General features: G+C 48.9%; 13 protein-coding genes and 1 rRNA gene. 12 read left to right on the forward strand and 2 right to left on the reverse strand.

Going from position 1 to position 17,120, the window contains the following annotated elements:
* Positions 1–619 precede the first annotated feature (619 nt).
* Positions 620–958: a winged helix-turn-helix transcriptional regulator gene (locus ACYVK4_RS26140; protein WP_461130521.1), complete on the reverse strand. Its 339-nt coding sequence runs from the start codon at positions 956–958 to the stop codon at positions 620–622.
* A 107-nt stretch (positions 959–1,065) separates the two neighbouring features.
* Between ACYVK4_RS26140 and ACYVK4_RS26145 the strand changes: the two genes are divergently transcribed.
* The 12 genes from ACYVK4_RS26145 to ACYVK4_RS26200 all read left to right on the forward strand — a co-directional run bounded on the left by ACYVK4_RS26145 (position 1,066) and on the right by ACYVK4_RS26200 (position 16,689).
* Positions 1,066–1,449 carry a DoxX family protein gene (locus ACYVK4_RS26145; RefSeq protein ID WP_461130522.1) on the forward strand — a complete coding sequence of 128 codons (384 nt, stop codon included), beginning with the start codon at positions 1,066–1,068 and terminating at the stop codon, positions 1,447–1,449.
* 117 nt (positions 1,450–1,566) lie between these two features.
* Positions 1,567–3,792, forward strand: coding sequence for a sensor histidine kinase (locus tag ACYVK4_RS26150; protein ID WP_461130523.1), 2,226 nt, complete (start codon positions 1,567–1,569; stop codon positions 3,790–3,792).
* 74 nt (positions 3,793–3,866) lie between these two features.
* Positions 3,867–6,227, forward strand: a complete 2,361-nt coding sequence (locus ACYVK4_RS26155; RefSeq protein WP_461130524.1) for an outer membrane protein assembly factor BamB family protein — start codon at positions 3,867–3,869, stop codon at positions 6,225–6,227.
* Positions 6,228–6,510: 283 nt separating this feature from the next.
* Positions 6,511–7,653, forward strand: a complete 1,143-nt coding sequence (locus tag ACYVK4_RS26160) for a DUF3800 domain-containing protein (RefSeq protein ID WP_461130525.1) — start codon at positions 6,511–6,513, stop codon at positions 7,651–7,653.
* Positions 7,654–7,662: 9 nt separating this feature from the next.
* The gene (locus ACYVK4_RS26165; RefSeq protein WP_461130526.1) at positions 7,663–8,439 is read left to right on the forward strand and encodes a DUF6602 domain-containing protein; all 777 of its coding nucleotides are present in this window, start codon (positions 7,663–7,665) and stop codon (positions 8,437–8,439) included.
* A gap of 391 nt (positions 8,440–8,830) precedes the next feature.
* On the forward strand, positions 8,831–10,234 hold the full coding sequence (gene leuC, locus ACYVK4_RS26170; protein WP_461130527.1) for a 3-isopropylmalate dehydratase large subunit: 1,404 nt from the start codon (positions 8,831–8,833) through the stop codon (positions 10,232–10,234).
* 271 nt (positions 10,235–10,505) lie between these two features.
* Positions 10,506–11,102, forward strand: coding sequence for a 3-isopropylmalate dehydratase small subunit (gene leuD, locus ACYVK4_RS26175; RefSeq protein ID WP_461130528.1), 597 nt, complete (start codon positions 10,506–10,508; stop codon positions 11,100–11,102).
* A gap of 104 nt (positions 11,103–11,206) precedes the next feature.
* Positions 11,207–12,727 carry an alpha-isopropylmalate synthase regulatory domain-containing protein gene (locus ACYVK4_RS26180; RefSeq protein WP_461130529.1) on the forward strand — a complete coding sequence of 507 codons (1,521 nt, stop codon included), beginning with the start codon at positions 11,207–11,209 and terminating at the stop codon, positions 12,725–12,727.
* Positions 12,728–12,809: 82 nt separating this feature from the next.
* Complete coding sequence (locus ACYVK4_RS26185; RefSeq protein ID WP_461130530.1) at positions 12,810–13,505, forward strand: class I SAM-dependent methyltransferase; 696 nt, start codon at positions 12,810–12,812, stop codon at positions 13,503–13,505.
* Between the two features lie 128 nt (positions 13,506–13,633).
* Complete coding sequence (gene leuB / locus ACYVK4_RS26190) at positions 13,634–14,710, forward strand: 3-isopropylmalate dehydrogenase (protein ID WP_461130531.1); 1,077 nt, start codon at positions 13,634–13,636, stop codon at positions 14,708–14,710.
* 257 nt (positions 14,711–14,967) lie between these two features.
* Positions 14,968–16,107, forward strand: a complete 1,140-nt coding sequence (locus ACYVK4_RS26195; protein WP_461130532.1) for a 2-isopropylmalate synthase — start codon at positions 14,968–14,970, stop codon at positions 16,105–16,107.
* A 114-nt stretch (positions 16,108–16,221) separates the two neighbouring features.
* The gene (locus ACYVK4_RS26200) at positions 16,222–16,689 is read left to right on the forward strand and encodes a hypothetical protein (protein ID WP_461130533.1); all 468 of its coding nucleotides are present in this window, start codon (positions 16,222–16,224) and stop codon (positions 16,687–16,689) included.
* A 140-nt stretch (positions 16,690–16,829) separates the two neighbouring features.
* Here ACYVK4_RS26200 and rrf read toward each other — a convergent pair.
* A 5S ribosomal RNA gene (rrf, locus tag ACYVK4_RS26205) occupies positions 16,830–16,940 on the reverse strand.
* Positions 16,941–17,120 lie beyond the last annotated feature (180 nt).

Raw genomic sequence — 17,120 nt, forward strand, 5'->3', positions numbered from 1 at the left:
TTCCCTGATCAACCTCTGTGTTCTTTGTGCCGCACGGCGGACCGTCTCTGTGGTTATATCTTTTTGATCTAATCGCTGTATAACGTGGGTGATAACTGCGTATAAGCTAGATTTTAAGCTAATCAACCCATTATTCACGTTAGCTACTGTTCAGGCTCCATATCCTCTAAATCTTACTGCAGAGACCCGTTCCAGCAAAGTGACCATCCACATGGTTTCGAGCCTCGATGGCTTCGTGGCCAACAAAGACAATAACGTTTCCGGGTTTAAGACAACTGACTAGTATGAAAAAGGGGTTGACCTTACGGAACAGGCCACAGCCGCTTTTCTGAAAACGATTGATTGTTAGGTAATGGGCTCATAAACGTACGAGCATGCCCTGGAACTGTCAAAATCATATGGGTGGGCCTATGGCGATGTACCGACCCTTGTGGTTACGCAACGAAACCTGCCGGTTGAAAGACCCAACATTGAGCTGTACTCGGGCGATCTGAAGAGGCAACAGCGTATAAAAGCGGCATGGTCGAACTACAGTATGATCTGAAAAAAGGTGGGCGACAAGCCAGCGGACAGCTTGAGCTTTTAGACAGCAACCCCAACGAATTGAGCGCGCAGACAATCATTGCCCGATAACCTCCTTCCGATGGGCCAACCCCCAAAAATGAAGTTCGTCGATCACTTTTTCGAGCGACATACCGTGTGGCGTAATCGAATACTCAACGGTTGGCGGAAAGGTGTCGTGAACCTGCCGACGGATAAGTTTATTCGCTTCCAGATTTTTCAGTTCTTTAGACAGCGTTTTGTCTGTTATGCCGCTGACCTCTCTGGCTATCTGTTTGAACCGTTTAGGGCTTTCTGACAACGAAAATAAGATAAGCAACTTCCACCTTCCTTCAACGGCTTCAAGGGCATCTTTAATCGAGAGCATCGTTTTGGGGCAACCACCGGTCGACAGCATTTCTTGTTATGGTTTGCATTACTTCCTGTCTGGATAGCGCTATCCAAACGGGAAGTAATATCGTTTGGATAGCGAATGTAGCTAGTTTCGCGACAAATCATACTGCTATGCTACGCCAACAAACGAAATCCACCACACGCTCTATTGCCCTTTGGGCTGCTCAGGTCCTTTTAGCCGTCAGTTTACTCTGGGCGGCAGGCATGAAGCTATTTCAGCCCACCGACGCGTTGGCCGCCATGTGGCCGTGGACAGCGGATCATACCCATCTGGTTAAGCTGACAGGCGTTTTGGATTTGCTGGCAGGTGTCGGCCTGGTTTTACCCGGGCTGACGGGCATCCAGCCAGGGCTCACACGTTATGCCGCTTACGGAACAATAGCCCTGATGGTGGCTGCCAGCATTTTTCACATAGCAAGAGGTGAAGTGGGCCAAATTGGCGTCAATATATTCGTTGCGCTCGTTGCCATTTTCATTGCCTGGGGACGAAAATAGACGGCGCCTTGCCTGCTATAATCGATTCAGTCAGAAAATTGACCGCTAAATGGCTCAATGAGCTGACCTGTAATTATTTATAGTACCTTGACCCGACTTCCCTCTTCCCTTTTTTCCATGCTGCGACGCTTACTGATTTGCCTGTTCATTGGCCTGACCATTGGCCCTGCCGTTGGCCAGAATACCACGTTGGTTCTCTCAAAAACAAAACGTATCTCAAAAGGCTCTGAACCGGTCGACGTTCTGAACCTAGCCACGCAGACCGGCTGGATCTATAAGCCCGGTCATAACCCCGCCTGGGCGCGGCCCGACCTGAATACGACAGACTGGACAAAACGAACCCCGGCAAGTTTTTCGGCCCAAGATGCCGACTCGACTGGCCGGGCCGAAGGCTGGTTCCGACTTCGCCTTCGGATTGACTCGACGTTTGATTTGCTTCCGCTGGAACTCGTTAGCGATGCCTGGGCAGCCAGCGAGGTATATGTCAATGGAAAACGAGTAGCCACGTTTGGCAGCACCGGTACAAGCCATAAGCCCTATGCTGAGAATAACCCTCACCATAAACAAGGGTTACCCGTGCCGTTTGAAGCGGGCAAAGTCTATGTGATCGCCGTGCACCTGGTGGATTACGTCTTTCCTTTTCCTCCGTTGGCTCCTGAAAAACTAAAATCCGACGTATTCCAGCATGTCGACAGGGTTCTTATCCTGGGCAGGCCGCAACAGTTGACGGATCGTTTCATGAGGTCGTCTACATTACAGGCGATTTTTTATACCCTCTGGTCGACCGTGTCGATTCTCCTGGCACTGGCGTTCTGGGTATTATCAAGTCAAAAACTTCCCGAAAAGGACACCATACGGCTATGGGCTATTGTGGAAACGCTTTTTGCCATCACGAATCTATGTCGGTATACAGATCTACTGAATACCTCCTTTGCGGTTGACTATTTTGTCCGGAATCAATTTATTGACCTTCTTTTATGGCAGGCTCTCAGTTTAGATCTGGTGGCTTTGTTACGGATATTTAATTATCCTGTTGACAAAAAATGGATTGGCATAGGCATGACCCTCTCGCTTATGGGCGGGCTGGCCGGTATGTACACTGGGCTAGGCAGCGAGTTTTTTTATGGTGGCTGTGTGTGTCAGCAACTCATCCTTACTTATGTACTCATCGTTTCGTGGAAACGCCTGAAAGGGGCCCAATGGGCCATCGTGGCGGGGGGAGGGCTGAGTGCGTTATTCGGCTCGCTTCTGGCCGTCAATTCATTTGTAGCCCACATTCCGTTTGCCAGCCCTACCCTCACAACGTATCTGCTCTTTTCGGGCGGACTTCTTTTCCTGCCGTTGTCATTTCTGGTTTACCTGATGCTTCGCTTCAAAGAGGTTTTAGCCCTGGAGCGGGCTAATGCAGCAGCGGTTGTGCTGGTCACCCAGGAGAAACAGGCCCTGTTGGCCAACCAGAATGAGCGACTCGAACAGCAGGTACAGCAGCGTACGGCTGAACTGGAAGCATCCTTGGAGGAGTTGCGCCGGACGCAGGATCAATTGATCCAGGCCGAAAAAATGGCCACCATGGGCAAGCTCACCAAAGGTATTGTCGATCGTATTCTTAACCCCCTCAACTACATTAAAAACTTCTCGCTTAACGCTCAGGAGCTCGTACAGGAGATACAGCTGGTAACGGAGAAACAACAGGCGCTGCTACCGGCCGACCAGCAAAACGAGCTGAGTGATGGGATGATGATGCTGGCTCAGAATTTGACCAAGATCAATGAACACAGCAACAACACCACCCGTATTTTACAGGATATGCAGCGCTTGCTTAAAGAACGCTCTTCAACCCTGATACTCACCGATCTGAACCCCTTTCTGACCCAGCATATCGACACTGCCCTACAGAAAGCGATTACCAAATATCCTTCTTTGTCCGTTCAGCTCGACCTGCAACTGAGTCCACAGGCCATTCCCGTGCATTTGTTACCCGTCGAATTTAGTGAAGTCCTGTTTAGTCTGGTTGATAATACCTGCTACACGCTGGCCGAGAAGAGTCGTCGGGAGAAGGCGTTTAAAGCTCGTCTGGAGGTGCGGACCCAGGTCATCGATGACCAGGCACAGCTTCAGGTTCGCGACAATGGCCGGGGAATACCGACCCACGAGGCCAGTCAGTTATTTAATCCATTTTTTACCACCAAACCGGTGGCCAAGGGGACAGGCCTGGGCCTGTTCATGAGTAAAGATCTGGTTGAGTATCTACATGGTCACATGCAGATTGAATCGGTCGTAGACCAGTATACCCAGGTCACCATCCAGCTACCACTTATCGCTGACAGAACCAGGGTAAATTGATCAGCGGAGGATGGGGTATATACGACATCAATCGTACTTTTCTCTACGCATAGTCCCTACCGTTATCTCGCCAAATGAAGACCCTCTTTATATCCGTTGGCTTACTTAGCATCAGTCTCTTTTTTCAGTCCAGCCTGAAGGCACAACAAACCGGCAAACCCAAAGCCACGCTAACGGCGAATCTGGGCGTCTATACCGCAAAGCAGGTTGAAGCAGGAGCGGCCCTGTTTACCACGCATTGCGCGGCTTGTCATGGTCGGGATTTGCGGGGAACGGAAGGTGGTAACGCGCTGGTGGGCGAACGGTTCGTTGGCAAGTGGAGCGATAAATCGGTGGGGCAGTTGTTCGACCTGACCAAGTCATCCATGCCCAAAACTAACCCGCATTCGCTGGAGGATGCCGCCTACGCGTCGCTGATTGCGTTTATCCTGAATGCCAACGGCTTTCCGGAGGGCGATGTGGCGTTACCGTCGGCGACGGCGCGGTTGAGGCTGATCCCGATGGGTACCCCGCCCCCCTCCACGCGGGTGAGTATGCAGTTCAAACCCGCTGATTACACCGCTAAACCCACCACCATCGAAGGCGACTGGCGACAGCACCGGAGCGACTACGCCAGTTCCAACTACTCGCCCCTAAGCCAGATCAATAAAGACAACGCCAAAAACCTGAAAATTGCCTGGCGCTGGAAGACCGACAACTTCGGCCCGAACCCGGAATTTTACTTTAAATCGACGCCCCTGATGGTGAATGGCGTGCTGTTCACCACGGCAGGTACGAACCGAACGGTAGCCGCTATTCACGCCGAAACCGGGGAAACGTTGTGGACGTTTCGGTACGACGAAAAAGACCGGAAAACCTATGTACCCCGCCAGAATTCCGGCCGGGGTGTTGCCTACTGGACCGCGCCCGACAAAGGGAAAGACCGGGTCATTTACATCACCCCCAGCTTTCAGCTCATTGCCCTCGACGCGCAAACCGGGCAGCCGATCCCCGATTTTGGCGATAATGGCGTGGTGGATCTCAAGAAAGGCCTCGGCCCGCATGTCGACCCGCTCACCTCCACCATTGGCTCTACCTCGCCCCCGATCATTGTCAACGATGTGATTATCATGGGGGCCAGTTTTCCCGTTGGGCTGGCCCCGACCTCCAAGAAACAGGTTCGGGGCGACATCATGGGCTACGATGTAAAGACCGGCAAACAGCTCTGGATTTTCCGCACCATTCCAAAAGCTGGTGAAGCCGGAAACGAAACCTGGGAAAAGGACAGCTGGCAATACACCGGAAACGCCGGGGCCTGGGCACCCCTCACCGCCGACCCGGAACTTGGCTATGTGTACCTCCCGCTGGAAGCCGCCACGGGCGATTTCTACGGCGGACACCGCCCCGGCAACAACCTGTTTTCGCAGAGTCTGGTCTGCCTGGATGCCAAAACGGGTAAAAAGGTCTGGCATTACCAACTCATCCACCACGACATCTGGGATTACGACCTGCCCGCCCCGCCCATTCTGGCCGACATACGGGTAGACGGCAAGCCCATCAAAGCGGTGGTGCAGGTGACCAAACAGGCGTTTGTGTTCGTATTTGACCGCGTGACCGGAAAACCCGTCTGGCCCATTGAGGAGCGCCCCGTTCCCAAAAGCGATGTAAAAGGCGAATGGACATCGCCCACGCAGCCCTTCCCCACCAAACCAGCCGCCTTCGACCGACAGGGGTACTCGGATGATATTCTGGTCGATTTCACGCCCGAGATCAAAAAAGCAGCTCTGAAAATTGTCAGTCGCTATAAAAAGGGACCGCTGTTTACACCCGTCAGTGTCTATGATCCACCCAAAAGTTTAGGCACGCTGATGCTCCCCGATGCCGTAGGTGGTGCCAACTGGCAGGGCGGTGTGGTCGACCCCGAAACGGGCATGCTCTATGTATCGTCCAGCACCGTTATCCGGCCCATGAGCCTGGAGGCCGCCCCCGCTATATCGGACATGGATTACGTGGCCTACATGGGCAATGCCCGCATTGGCCCGTATGGCTTGCCGCTGGTGAAACCGCCTTACGGACGCATTACGGCCATCGACCTGAACACCGGCGATCATAAATGGATGGTACCCAACGCCGACACGCCGAGCTGGGTTAAAGACGTTCCGGCCCTGAAAGGCATCAAGATTCCCCGAACTGGTTTGCCGGATCGGGTGGGTATGCTCGTCACCAAAACGCTGTTGTTTGCCGGAGAAGGCGCGGGCCTTTATGGTTCCGATGGCGGTGGCGGCAACAAGTTCAGAGCCTACGACAAATCGACCGGTACCATCGTCTCCGAAATCGAACTACCCGCCAACCAATCCGGCCTGCCCATGACCTATTCCATGAATGGAAAGCAGTACATCGTTGTGGCTGTTGGTGCTATCGGTCACCCAGGGGAGTTGGTGGCGTTGTCGCTTTGAAAAAGTAGGCAAGCTAGCAGGGATTTGGGCGTTCGTTTTCTATAGAAACTATATTGCGTTAACCTTAGCCGGGCACACTACCTAGCCAAAGCCAATTCGATGCATTTGACTTGAATCAAAAGAAATGTAAAAAAGATATATTTATCACTGTGAAAAGCAATGAATTACAAAGTTATATTTAGCAAAAAAGTTGTGATTTAACTTGGAACATTTGAATCACATACAAAGAGTACTACAAAACTTACTTATTTTCAGAATTAATTCCTCATTTTAAAAGACGACAATGCAACATAATATAACAGCATTTGCAGACGAGTTCGGTAATAGCTCATTTGACTTTCAAACCCAGGGAAGTCACTTTATTGTTGCGACTGTTATTTGCAAAAATGAAAATTTAGGAAAACTAAAGACAGACATTGACGAAATAAGGCGAAAGCACAATTTTCAAACGGGTGAAATGAAATCAAGCGGGGTTGGACCAAACTACGCAAGAAGAAAACGAATCTTAGAAGACATTGCTCAACTTGACATCTCCATATATGCTGTAATAGTTGACAAGAGAAAATTATTTGGAAAGGGATTCAGTATAAAAAAATCATTTTACAAATATTTAAACAACTTAGTTTATAAAGAATTATACCGCACCTTTCCAAGGCTTGAACTTAATGTTGATGAACATGGAGGAAACGATTTTATGAGAGAATTTAAAACTTACGTTCAAAAGCATCATGAAAGAAATCTTTTCTCAGGCTATGACTTCAATATTATTAATAGTAAACAAAGTTATTTCATTCAATTAGCCGATTTCGTAGCCGGGTCTTTAGGTTATATATTTGACGAATCAAAGAAATCAGAGAATAGTACTGAATTTGAGAAAATATTAAATCCTAAAATTAGTAGCTTAAATTTCTTTCCAAAAGAATTTTCTTTTAAAGAGTTTCAGGAAACAAACGTTGACGAAACCTTTGACCCAAAAATTGCAGAAGTGTGTTATTTGAGGGTTCAGAACTTTATAGATAAAGAAACAGGAAGCGATCAGCAGAAAATAGATCAAATAAATTTTCTTAAACTTCTTTTGCTATTCCAAAGGGCAAGTATTAGAAATCGGTATGTCTCAACAAAAGAAATTTTCAATCACCTTAACCAGAGTAGACACGAAGGTTTAAAAGAAGAATATTTCAGAACAAAAGTCGTTGGCAACCTCAGAGACAAAGGTGTTTTAATTGCTTCAAGTCGTGACGGATATAAAATACCATCTTGTTCTAAAGACTTAGACAATTTTATCAATCACGGTAAAAGGATAGTTTTACCAATGCTAAATAGAATCAAAGAAGCAAGAGATACAATAAAGCTAGCCACTGGCAACGAGTTAGACATTTTAGACAAAAACACATTTAACGAATTAAAAGATCTTCTTGACAAATAACAAATTAAAATGATAAATACATTAGAATATCAGATTTCCATAAGTAGAGAGCTAGACACTATTAAAAATCGTGTAAGAAATTTAATAGGAGACGCTAATTGGGGTGAGGATGGAAGATATAAAGAAGAAAAACTTAAATCAGTTTTGAGAGCTAGACTACCTAATAATCTGTCTGTTGGAACTGGCTTTGTCTTAAATCAAATATCTCACAATAAAAATGTTGTTTCGAAACAAATTGACATTTTAATTTATGACAATACACAACCTACAATTTTTAGTGAAGGCGATTTTGTAGTCGTGACCCAAAATAGCGTAAAGGCTTTAATTGAAGTAAAATCTAGAATATTGTCAAATCGAACAGATAAAAATGGATTATATAAGGTTGTAGAAAATTTCAGTTCAATAGTTAGATTTCCAAAACTATCTGAAACAGATAATAATCGAATATTTAGAGGTCTAATCTCATTTGATTTTCAAGGAAGGATTAATTCACTTGTTATAGATGATTCACTTAGACTTTCGGGAGGCCTAATTAACCATTTCTCATTAGGCGGCAATATATTTATTCGACATTGGTTAGACAGTGGAGGATTAAACCCTCCTATTGAAGCAGATTGTAACGAAAATTTCTACAACATTTATGAGTTACAAGACTTATCACATTCTTATTTTATTTCTAACCTAATTCATATGACCACTTCAGCAGATATGAATGACAGATATTTTATGGACTTCCCAATTGAAGGAACAAAAGAAACAAGACGAAATAGAACTGTTTGTCTATAAAAAACGAGGCATAGCAGGTGTTTAGCAAGAAAGTAGGTCTAGTGGTTAATTGAACATTCTACCTTGCATCAAGATCTGTATTACGTCGATAGTTTAATCCATGTAAATCCGCTTCTTCTACACCACCAAAGCTTTAGCCGCTACTTTATAGTATTTCGTAAAACATCTCATTGAAGGAGAATATCAGGTTTTTAGAACCCTGCCTTCACCCCCCCAACCAAATGCCGCTTTCCACCCATTCAACCCTCTTGGACTAAAATCGCCATTTACTGGACGAATGACGGGATTCGCCTTTGAGTAAGATTTATCAATTTTGTAGCCACCTTTCCCTATCCCCGCGATAGTCGGAAAGTACTAACGAAATTACCGCGACTAGTTATCCTCCATAGTTATGAGTACCCCAAAAACCCTGTTCGATAAAGTCTGGGATGCGCACGTCATCCGGCAGGTTAAAGATGGTCCCGATGTCCTGTTCATCGACCGCCATTTTATCCACGAAGTAACAAGCCCGGTGGCTTTTTTAGGTCTCGAAGGCCGGGGCGCTACGGTTTTGTATCCCGACCGCACCTTTGCTACCGCCGATCACAACACCCCTACCCTCAACCAGCACCTGCCCGTTGCTGATCCTATGTCGGCCAATCAGTTGGCGGCTCTGGAGCGCAATGCCAAAACCTACGGCATCTCGCACTGGGGTTTGGGCCACATCAAAAACGGTATCGTACACGTGGTAGGGCCCGAAAACGGCATCACCCTCCCCGGCATGACCATCGTTTGCGGTGATTCGCACACCTCCACGCACGGTGCCTTCGGTGCCATTGCCTTTGGTATCGGTACGTCGGAAGTTGAAATGGTGCTGGCTACGCAGTGCATCATGCAGCCGAAACCGAAGAAGATGCGGATTACCGTCAATGGGAAACCCGGCAAAGCGGTGCTGCCCAAAGACGTCATTCTGTACATCATTTCGCAGACATCGGCCAGTGGCGCTACGGGTTACTTTGTGGAGTACGCCGGTGAAGTGTTCGAGAACATGACCATGGAAGGCCGGATGACGGTTTGTAACATGACCATCGAAATGGGTGCTCGTGGTGGTATGATCGCTCCCGACCAAACTACCCTCGACTACCTCAAAGGCCGCGAACTGTCGCCAAAAGGCGAACAGTGGGACAAACTCGTTCCTTATTGGGAATCCCTCAAAACCGACGAAGGCGCTACGTTCGACCTCGACCTGACGTTCGATGCCGCCGATATTGAACCACAGATCACGTATGGTACCAACCCCGGTCTGGGCACGGGTGTTACGCACCAGATTCCAATGGCCGACAGCGTGAAAGACGGTTCAGCCAGCTACAAGAAATCGCTGCAATACATGGGCTTCCAGGAAAACGAAAGCATGATCGGCAAGCCGGTCGATTTTGTGTTCCTCGGCAGCTGCACCAATGGCCGGATTGAAGATTTCCGCGCCTTTGCCTCCATTGTAAAGGGCCGTAAGAAAGCCGATAACATTACGGCCTGGTTAGTGCCGGGTTCGCACATTGTTGAAAGACAAATTCAGGAAGAAGGTATTCTGGACATCCTGACCCAGGCTGGTTTCGAACTACGTCAGCCGGGTTGTTCGGCCTGTCTGGCCATGAACGAAGACAAGGTTCCGGCGGGCAAATACGCCGTGTCGACCTCCAACCGTAACTTCGAAGGTCGCCAGGGACCGGGTGCCCGCACGCTGCTGGCAAGCCCATTAGTCGCTGCCGCTGCCGCCGTTACGGGTGTCGTTACCGATCCCCGCGAGTTTCTTAACTAGTTACGCAAATATTTTGTGGTATTTCACCCCACCCCAACCCCTCCCCTGAAAAACAGGAGAGGAGCTAGAACTACCCTTTTTTTAGCCCCTCCTCTGAAAACAGGGGAGAGGTTGGGGTTAGGTAAATGCCGAAGAATTTGCGATCACTTTCTTAATTAGTCTGACGGTTGTTGTTTGATGTTTGACGTTTCGCTACTTGCTTATCGGTAGATAGCCAGATGTACGAGAACGTCAGACGTTGAACGCCAAACTTCAAACCACCTTTTCAAAAATGGCTTACGATAAATTTACCATACTCCGCAGCAGTGCCGTTCCCATGCCCATTGAGAACGTCGACACGGACCAGATCATCCCCGCCCGTTTCCTGAAAGCCACCGAGCGCAAAGGATTCGGCGACAACCTTTTCCGCGACTGGCGGTATAACAACGACAATACACCCAAAGCCGATTTCGTCCTGAACGACCCGACGTACTCAGGCAAAATCCTCGTAGGCGGCAAAAACTTTGGCAGCGGATCGAGCCGCGAGCACGCTGCCTGGGCCATTTATGACTATGGCTTCCGGTGCGTGGTATCGAGCTTCTTCGCCGATATTTTCCAGGCCAACTCCATCAACGTCGGCATCCTGCCGGTTCGGGTAAGCCCCGAGTTCCTGGAGAAGATATTCGCGGCCATCGAAGCCGATCCGAAGACCGAACTGGAAGTGAACCTCCCGGCACAAACCGTTACGCTGCTGGCTACTGGCGAGAGCGAAAGCTTCGCGATCAACGAATACAAGAAGCACAACCTCACCAACGGCTACGACGACATCGACTATTTGCTGTCGATGAAAGAAGAAATCGGAGCCTTCGCCGAATCGAGACCTTTCTAAAGGCGAAAGAGCGAAAGAGTGAAAGAGTGGCTTACGCGTAAACAAATCCGCCATATAAGCCACGCTTTCGCTCTTTCGCTCATTCACTCTTTCGCTCTTTACATATGAAACGTCGCTACATTGAAATAATGGACACGACACTCCGCGATGGTGAACAAACCAGCGGTGTGTCGTTTTCTGCGTCCGAAAAACTGGCACTGGCTCAGTTACTGCTTACCGAAGTCAAGGTAGATCGCGTGGAGATCGCTTCGGCGCGGGTATCGGCGGGGGAGCTGGAAGCCGTTCAGCAGATTACCCGCTGGGCGACCAGCGTTGGCCTGATCGACAAGATTGAGGTGCTGACTTTCGTTGATGGGCAAGCCTCCCTCGACTGGATGCAGGCATCCGGTGCGAAAGTGATGAACCTGCTCACCAAAGGTTCTCTCAACCACCTGACACACCAGCTCAAGAAAACCCCCGACGAACATTTTAAGGACATTAGTCAGGTAGTTTGTGCAGCCGGTAAGCTGGGCGTCAAGGCCAATGTGTATCTGGAAGACTGGAGCAACGGCATGCGCAACTCGCCGGACTATGTCTTTCAATACCTGGATTTTCTCAATACCCAGCCTATTCTACGCGTATTGCTGCCTGACACACTGGGCGTGCTGACACCTGCGGAATCCTATTCGTTCGTTCATCAGCTGGTGACTCGTTACCCAAACCTGCATTTCGACTTCCATGCGCACAACGATTACGACCTCAGCATTGCCAACGTGATGGAGGCCGTTCGGGCGGGAGCGCACGGTATACACCTGACCGTTAATGGTCTGGGCGAACGGGCAGGCAACGCACCACTGGCCAGCGCCATTGCGGTGTTGCGCGATTTCATGCCGGAGGTTCGAACGGGCGTCGTTGAAAAGTCGCTGTATCAGGTGAGTAAGATCGTCGAGACCTTCTCGGGTCTGCGGATTCCGGATAACAAGCCCGTTGTCGGCGACAATGTGTTTACGCAAACGGCGGGTATCCATGCCGATGGCGACAAGAAGAACAACCTTTATTTCAACGCGCTGCTTCCCGAACGCTTTGGCCGCAAACGCAGCTATGCGCTCGGTAAAATGTCGGGCAAGGCCAACATCGAGAACAACCTGCGCGAACTGGGTATCCAGTTGTCGGAAGACGACCTCAAAAAAGTAACGCAGCGGGTTATCGAGCTGGGCGACCAGAAAGAGGTGGTCACGCGCGAGGACTTGCCCTACGTCATTTCCGATGTTCTGAACACCAATTCCATTGCATCGCGCGTAGAGGTCCTCAATTATGTACTGACGCATTCCAAAGACCTCAAGCCTTCGGCCACGCTGCGGGTGCGCATTGATGAGGAACAATTTGAAGAAAGTGCGCAGGGCGATGGCCAGTACGACGCGTTCATGAACGCCCTGAAAAAGATTTACAGTAAAAAGAAATTGACCTTACCCTTACTGACCGATTACGCCGTACGGATTCCAACCGGTGGACGAACCGATGCCCTTTGTGAGACCATTATCACCTGGAAACATAAAAACGGGGAGTTCAAAACACGCGGCCTCGATTCAGACCAGACCGTGTCGGCCATTAAGGCCACTCAAAAAATGCTCAATACGCTAGACTAAAAATGACGATTCGTTTAATAACTTCGTGCTCAGTAAACAAAGCAATGAACGTTATCCTGTTTACTTCGTCTCCCAAATAGATATGAGTCAGGCCAAACAAACGGCAGAAAAGGTAGATTACAACGGGGCCGATAACCTGGCCATGATGAGCCACGCTATCAATTATAACGGTGGTCTCTTCAAATGGGTATCACGCGATATTCGCCCCGGCGAAGCCATCCTGGATTTCGGTGCCGGTAATGGCGAATATGCGAACCGGTTCCCGATTGGCAGCGTCGATGCCGCCGAGATCGACCCGGAACTGTTACCGCTGATCAAACAGCCAGTCTATACCGATATCACTACACTGGCGAAAACCTACGATCTGATCTATACCATCAACGTCCTGGAGCATATCGAACACCACGGCGAAATCGTGAAAGAGTTATACAAAAAACTCAAGCCGGGTGGCCGAATCAAAGTTTTTGTACCAGCGCGTCAGGAGATTTTCAGTAACATGGATGAACACGTAGGTCATTACCGGCGCTACGACAAAAAGATGGTTCGCCAGATTCTGGAAGCCGCCGGACTGCGCGTTACCGATTGCCGGTACTATGATTTTGTCGGTTATTTCATTTCGCTTATTTACAAATGGCTGGGTAAAGACGGTCGGATTACGAAAGAATCGGTGATCTTTTACGACCGTATTATTTTCCCGGTGAGCCGGTTGTTCGATACGCTTACGGGTGGCCAGGTTATTGGCAAGAATGTCATTGCCGAAGCGGTAAAGCCTAAATAACCACTACCAAGCCGATTCATTCAGTTAACAACGTCAATTTCAATAATCCTCGTTTCGCTTGCCCATCGTAAAGGAAGACCAGCACTACCTAGAACGCTAGTGATTCCTTTGCTTTTTTGTCTCTCAAAATGAAAAAACACATTGTAGTTATTGCCGGTGATGGCATCGGTCAGGAAGTAACAGCGGTTGGCAAACAGGTTCTGGAAGCCATTGCCCAAAAATACAACCACGAGTTTACGTACGACACGGCGCTGATTGGCCACGAAGCTATCGAAGCCACCGGCAACCCCATTCCCGACGAAACCATCACCAAATCAAAAGCGTCGGATGCTATTCTGTTCGGTGCGGTTGGCCACCCCAAATATGACAATGACCCATCGGCTAAGGTACGGCCGGAACAGGGGCTGCTGGGCATTCGGAAGGCGCTGGGTCTGTATGCAAACCTACGCCCCATCAAACTTTTCGACGAATTACTGAGTGCGTCCAGCATCAAGCCGGAGATTTTGAAAGGCGCCGATATCCTGTTCTTCCGCGAACTGACCGGCGATGTATACTTTGGCGAGAGAGGCCGTAAAGACGACGGCAACACGGCTTTCGATACCATGATCTACAGCCGTTACGAAGTAGAGCGGATCGTGATCAAAGCATTCGACGCGGCCATGACCCGGCGTAAGAAATTATGTTCGGTCGACAAAGCAAACGTTCTGGAATCATCCCGCCTGTGGCGCGAAGTCGTTCAGGAAATTGCGCCCCGGTATCCGGAAGTGGAAGTGGAACATCAGTTTGTCGATGCCGCTGCCATGCTGTTGATCAAAGACCCCAAGCGTTTTGACGTGGTTGTAACGGGCAACCTGTTCGGCGACATTCTGACCGACGAAGCCAGTCAGATTGCCGGTTCGATGGGTATGCTGGCGTCGGCCTCTGTTGGCGACACGACGGGTCTTTACGAGCCCATTCACGGTTCAGCACACGACATTACCGGCAAAGGAGTAGCCAACCCACTGGCCTCTGTGCTGTCTGTTGCCCTGATGCTCGATATTTCGTTTGGTATGAAAGAAGAGGCTGAAACAGTCGTCAACGCTGTTGATTCTGTTCTCAAGGCTGGTTTCCGCACCCGCGACATTGCTGACGCAACGACCGCATCGGATAAAATTCTGGGTACGAACGCTATGGGCGAGCAAATTTTGCAACGTTTAACGGCTTAAAAAACAGGTAATTTCATAAATTGAAATTTGTTCACGGATTTGTAAAATAATCAAAAACACTTATTTTTGTAGCGTATTTACGCGTACAGCGAAATTTCGCAAACTAATTATGAGCAATCTTTTATCCTGCCGACTGCAACTACTAAACGTTTTTTAAGACGGAGAAGGATACGCTATAATAAAAAGCCTTTTCTCTGTCCGGAGAGAAGGCTTTTTTACTAACCAAAGAACCATACGAATTCAATTGATACCAAACTATGAGCCAGCGAGTTTACATTTTTGATACTACCCTGCGCGACGGTGAACAAGTACCGGGCTGCCAGTTAACCACTGAGGAGAAAATTGTAGTAGCGAAAGAACTGGAGCGGATGGGCGTTGATGTTATTGAAGCTGGTTTCCCCATTTCAAGCCCCGGCGACTTCCGTTCGGTAGTTGAAATATCAAAAGCCGTGACCGAACCGACCATTTGCGCTCTGAGCCGTGCGGTAAAGGGAGATATCGATGCGGCCGGTGAAGCGCTCAAGTTCGCTAAACGTGGCCGAATTCATACGGGTATTGGTTCGTCTGACATTCATATTCGAAATAAATTCTCCAGCACACGGGAGAAAATCCTGGAACAGGCAATTGCAGCCGTCAAACATGCCAAAACGTATGTAGAAGACGTTGAATTCTATGCGGAGGACGCCGGACGGGCTGACCTCGCTTTTCTGGCGCAGTTAACCGAAGCGGTCATCAAAGCGGGCGCTACTGTCGTAAACATCCCCGATACAACCGGCTACTGCCTGCCCGACGAGTACGGCCGGAAGATTGCTTACATCTACGAGCATGTTCCCAACGTTCATCAGGCGACTATCTCGATCCACTGTCATAACGATCTGGGATTAGCCACAGCCAACACCCTGGCAGGCGTTATGAACGGCGCACGGCAGGTAGAAGTGACCATGAATGGTATTGGCGAGCGCGCGGGTAATACATCGCTTGAAGAGGTCGTTATGGCCTTGAAAGTGAAGAAGGAACTGGGACTGCATACGAACATCGACGCCACACGGCTTTTCCCGGTGAGCAATCTGGTATCGCAGATGATGCGAATGCCCGTACAGGCTAATAAAGCGATCGTAGGACGCAATGCCTTTGCCCACTCCTCCGGTATTCACCAGGACGGTTTTCTGAAGCATTCCGAGAACTACGAGATCATGAACCCGCATGATGTGGGAGTGCCTAAGTCATCCATCGTTCTGACCGCGCGCAGCGGCCGCCATGCCCTGAAGCACCGGCTTGAGCTGCTCGGCTTCCGTTATGATAAGCCGACGCTCGACGGCATTTATACACGCTTTCTGGACATGGCTGACATTCGTAAGGAGGTCAACGATAAAGATTTAATGGAATTAGTTCGTTAACGAAAAGCCCGCTACAGAGCGGGCTTTTTTATTGTCTATTCGGCTGTGAACAAAACTGTTAGAACAGCTGTTTCGCGGATAGGAAAGAGAAAAACTAACTAAATAGACAAAGTTATGGCCCGCCCAACTCCTGAATTGATTTATGCACTCCGGCAAACGGCATCGAACCTGGAACATGGTGCGCCCTACCAATGGGGCCATATGGGTGGTTGCAATTGTGGCAACCTGGCCCAGCAATTAACCAAACTTAGTAAGGCCCAAATACATCAGTACGCCATGCAGCGGCATGGCGATTGGAATGAACAGGCTGAAGACTATTGCTCCACCAGTCAAATGCCGATCGATCTGCTGATCAACGAACTACTGAATGTCGGTTTGTTACTGGAAGATCTAAAGCACCTTGAAAAACTCGACGACAGAGAAGTACTGGCTCGTTTCCCACTCGAAAAAAGATTTCTTAAGCACAACGTTCGCGAGGATGTCATCGCGTATATGAACGCCTGGGCGGAGCTGTTAGAGGAGCAGTTACTCGCTAAAATAACGCTACCTGCTTTTGAAGTGCCCGTACTGGAATTGGCTTAAGTACCTGGGAAGGCCTTTTGTAAATCACGTTAAGATGCTGTGAAAGGCCTTTCCAATGACTTACCAACTAAATGATACCAGTTTGTAAAAGGCTATAAATGCAAAAAGCCTGTCTAAAAGACAGGCTTTTTTATTTCAATAGGTGGCATCTTCCTACTCTCCCGCTTATGACAGCAGTACCATCGGCAGTACGGGGCTTAACGACTCTGTTCGAAATGGAAGAGGTGAACACCCGCCTAACTAACACCAACCTAATTGACTCGTCTGACTGTTACCAGCCAATGTCATTGTCTTTTTTCCTACAGAGAGAGACTTGGATATTCACTTACTATATCAGTAACTTCATCAACTTGATCAATACAGCGAAAATTAAACACGCTTCCGGGGCCATTAGTACGGCTCGGCTAAACGGCTCTCACCGCTAACACCTG

The organism is Spirosoma aerophilum (assembly GCF_054782495.1).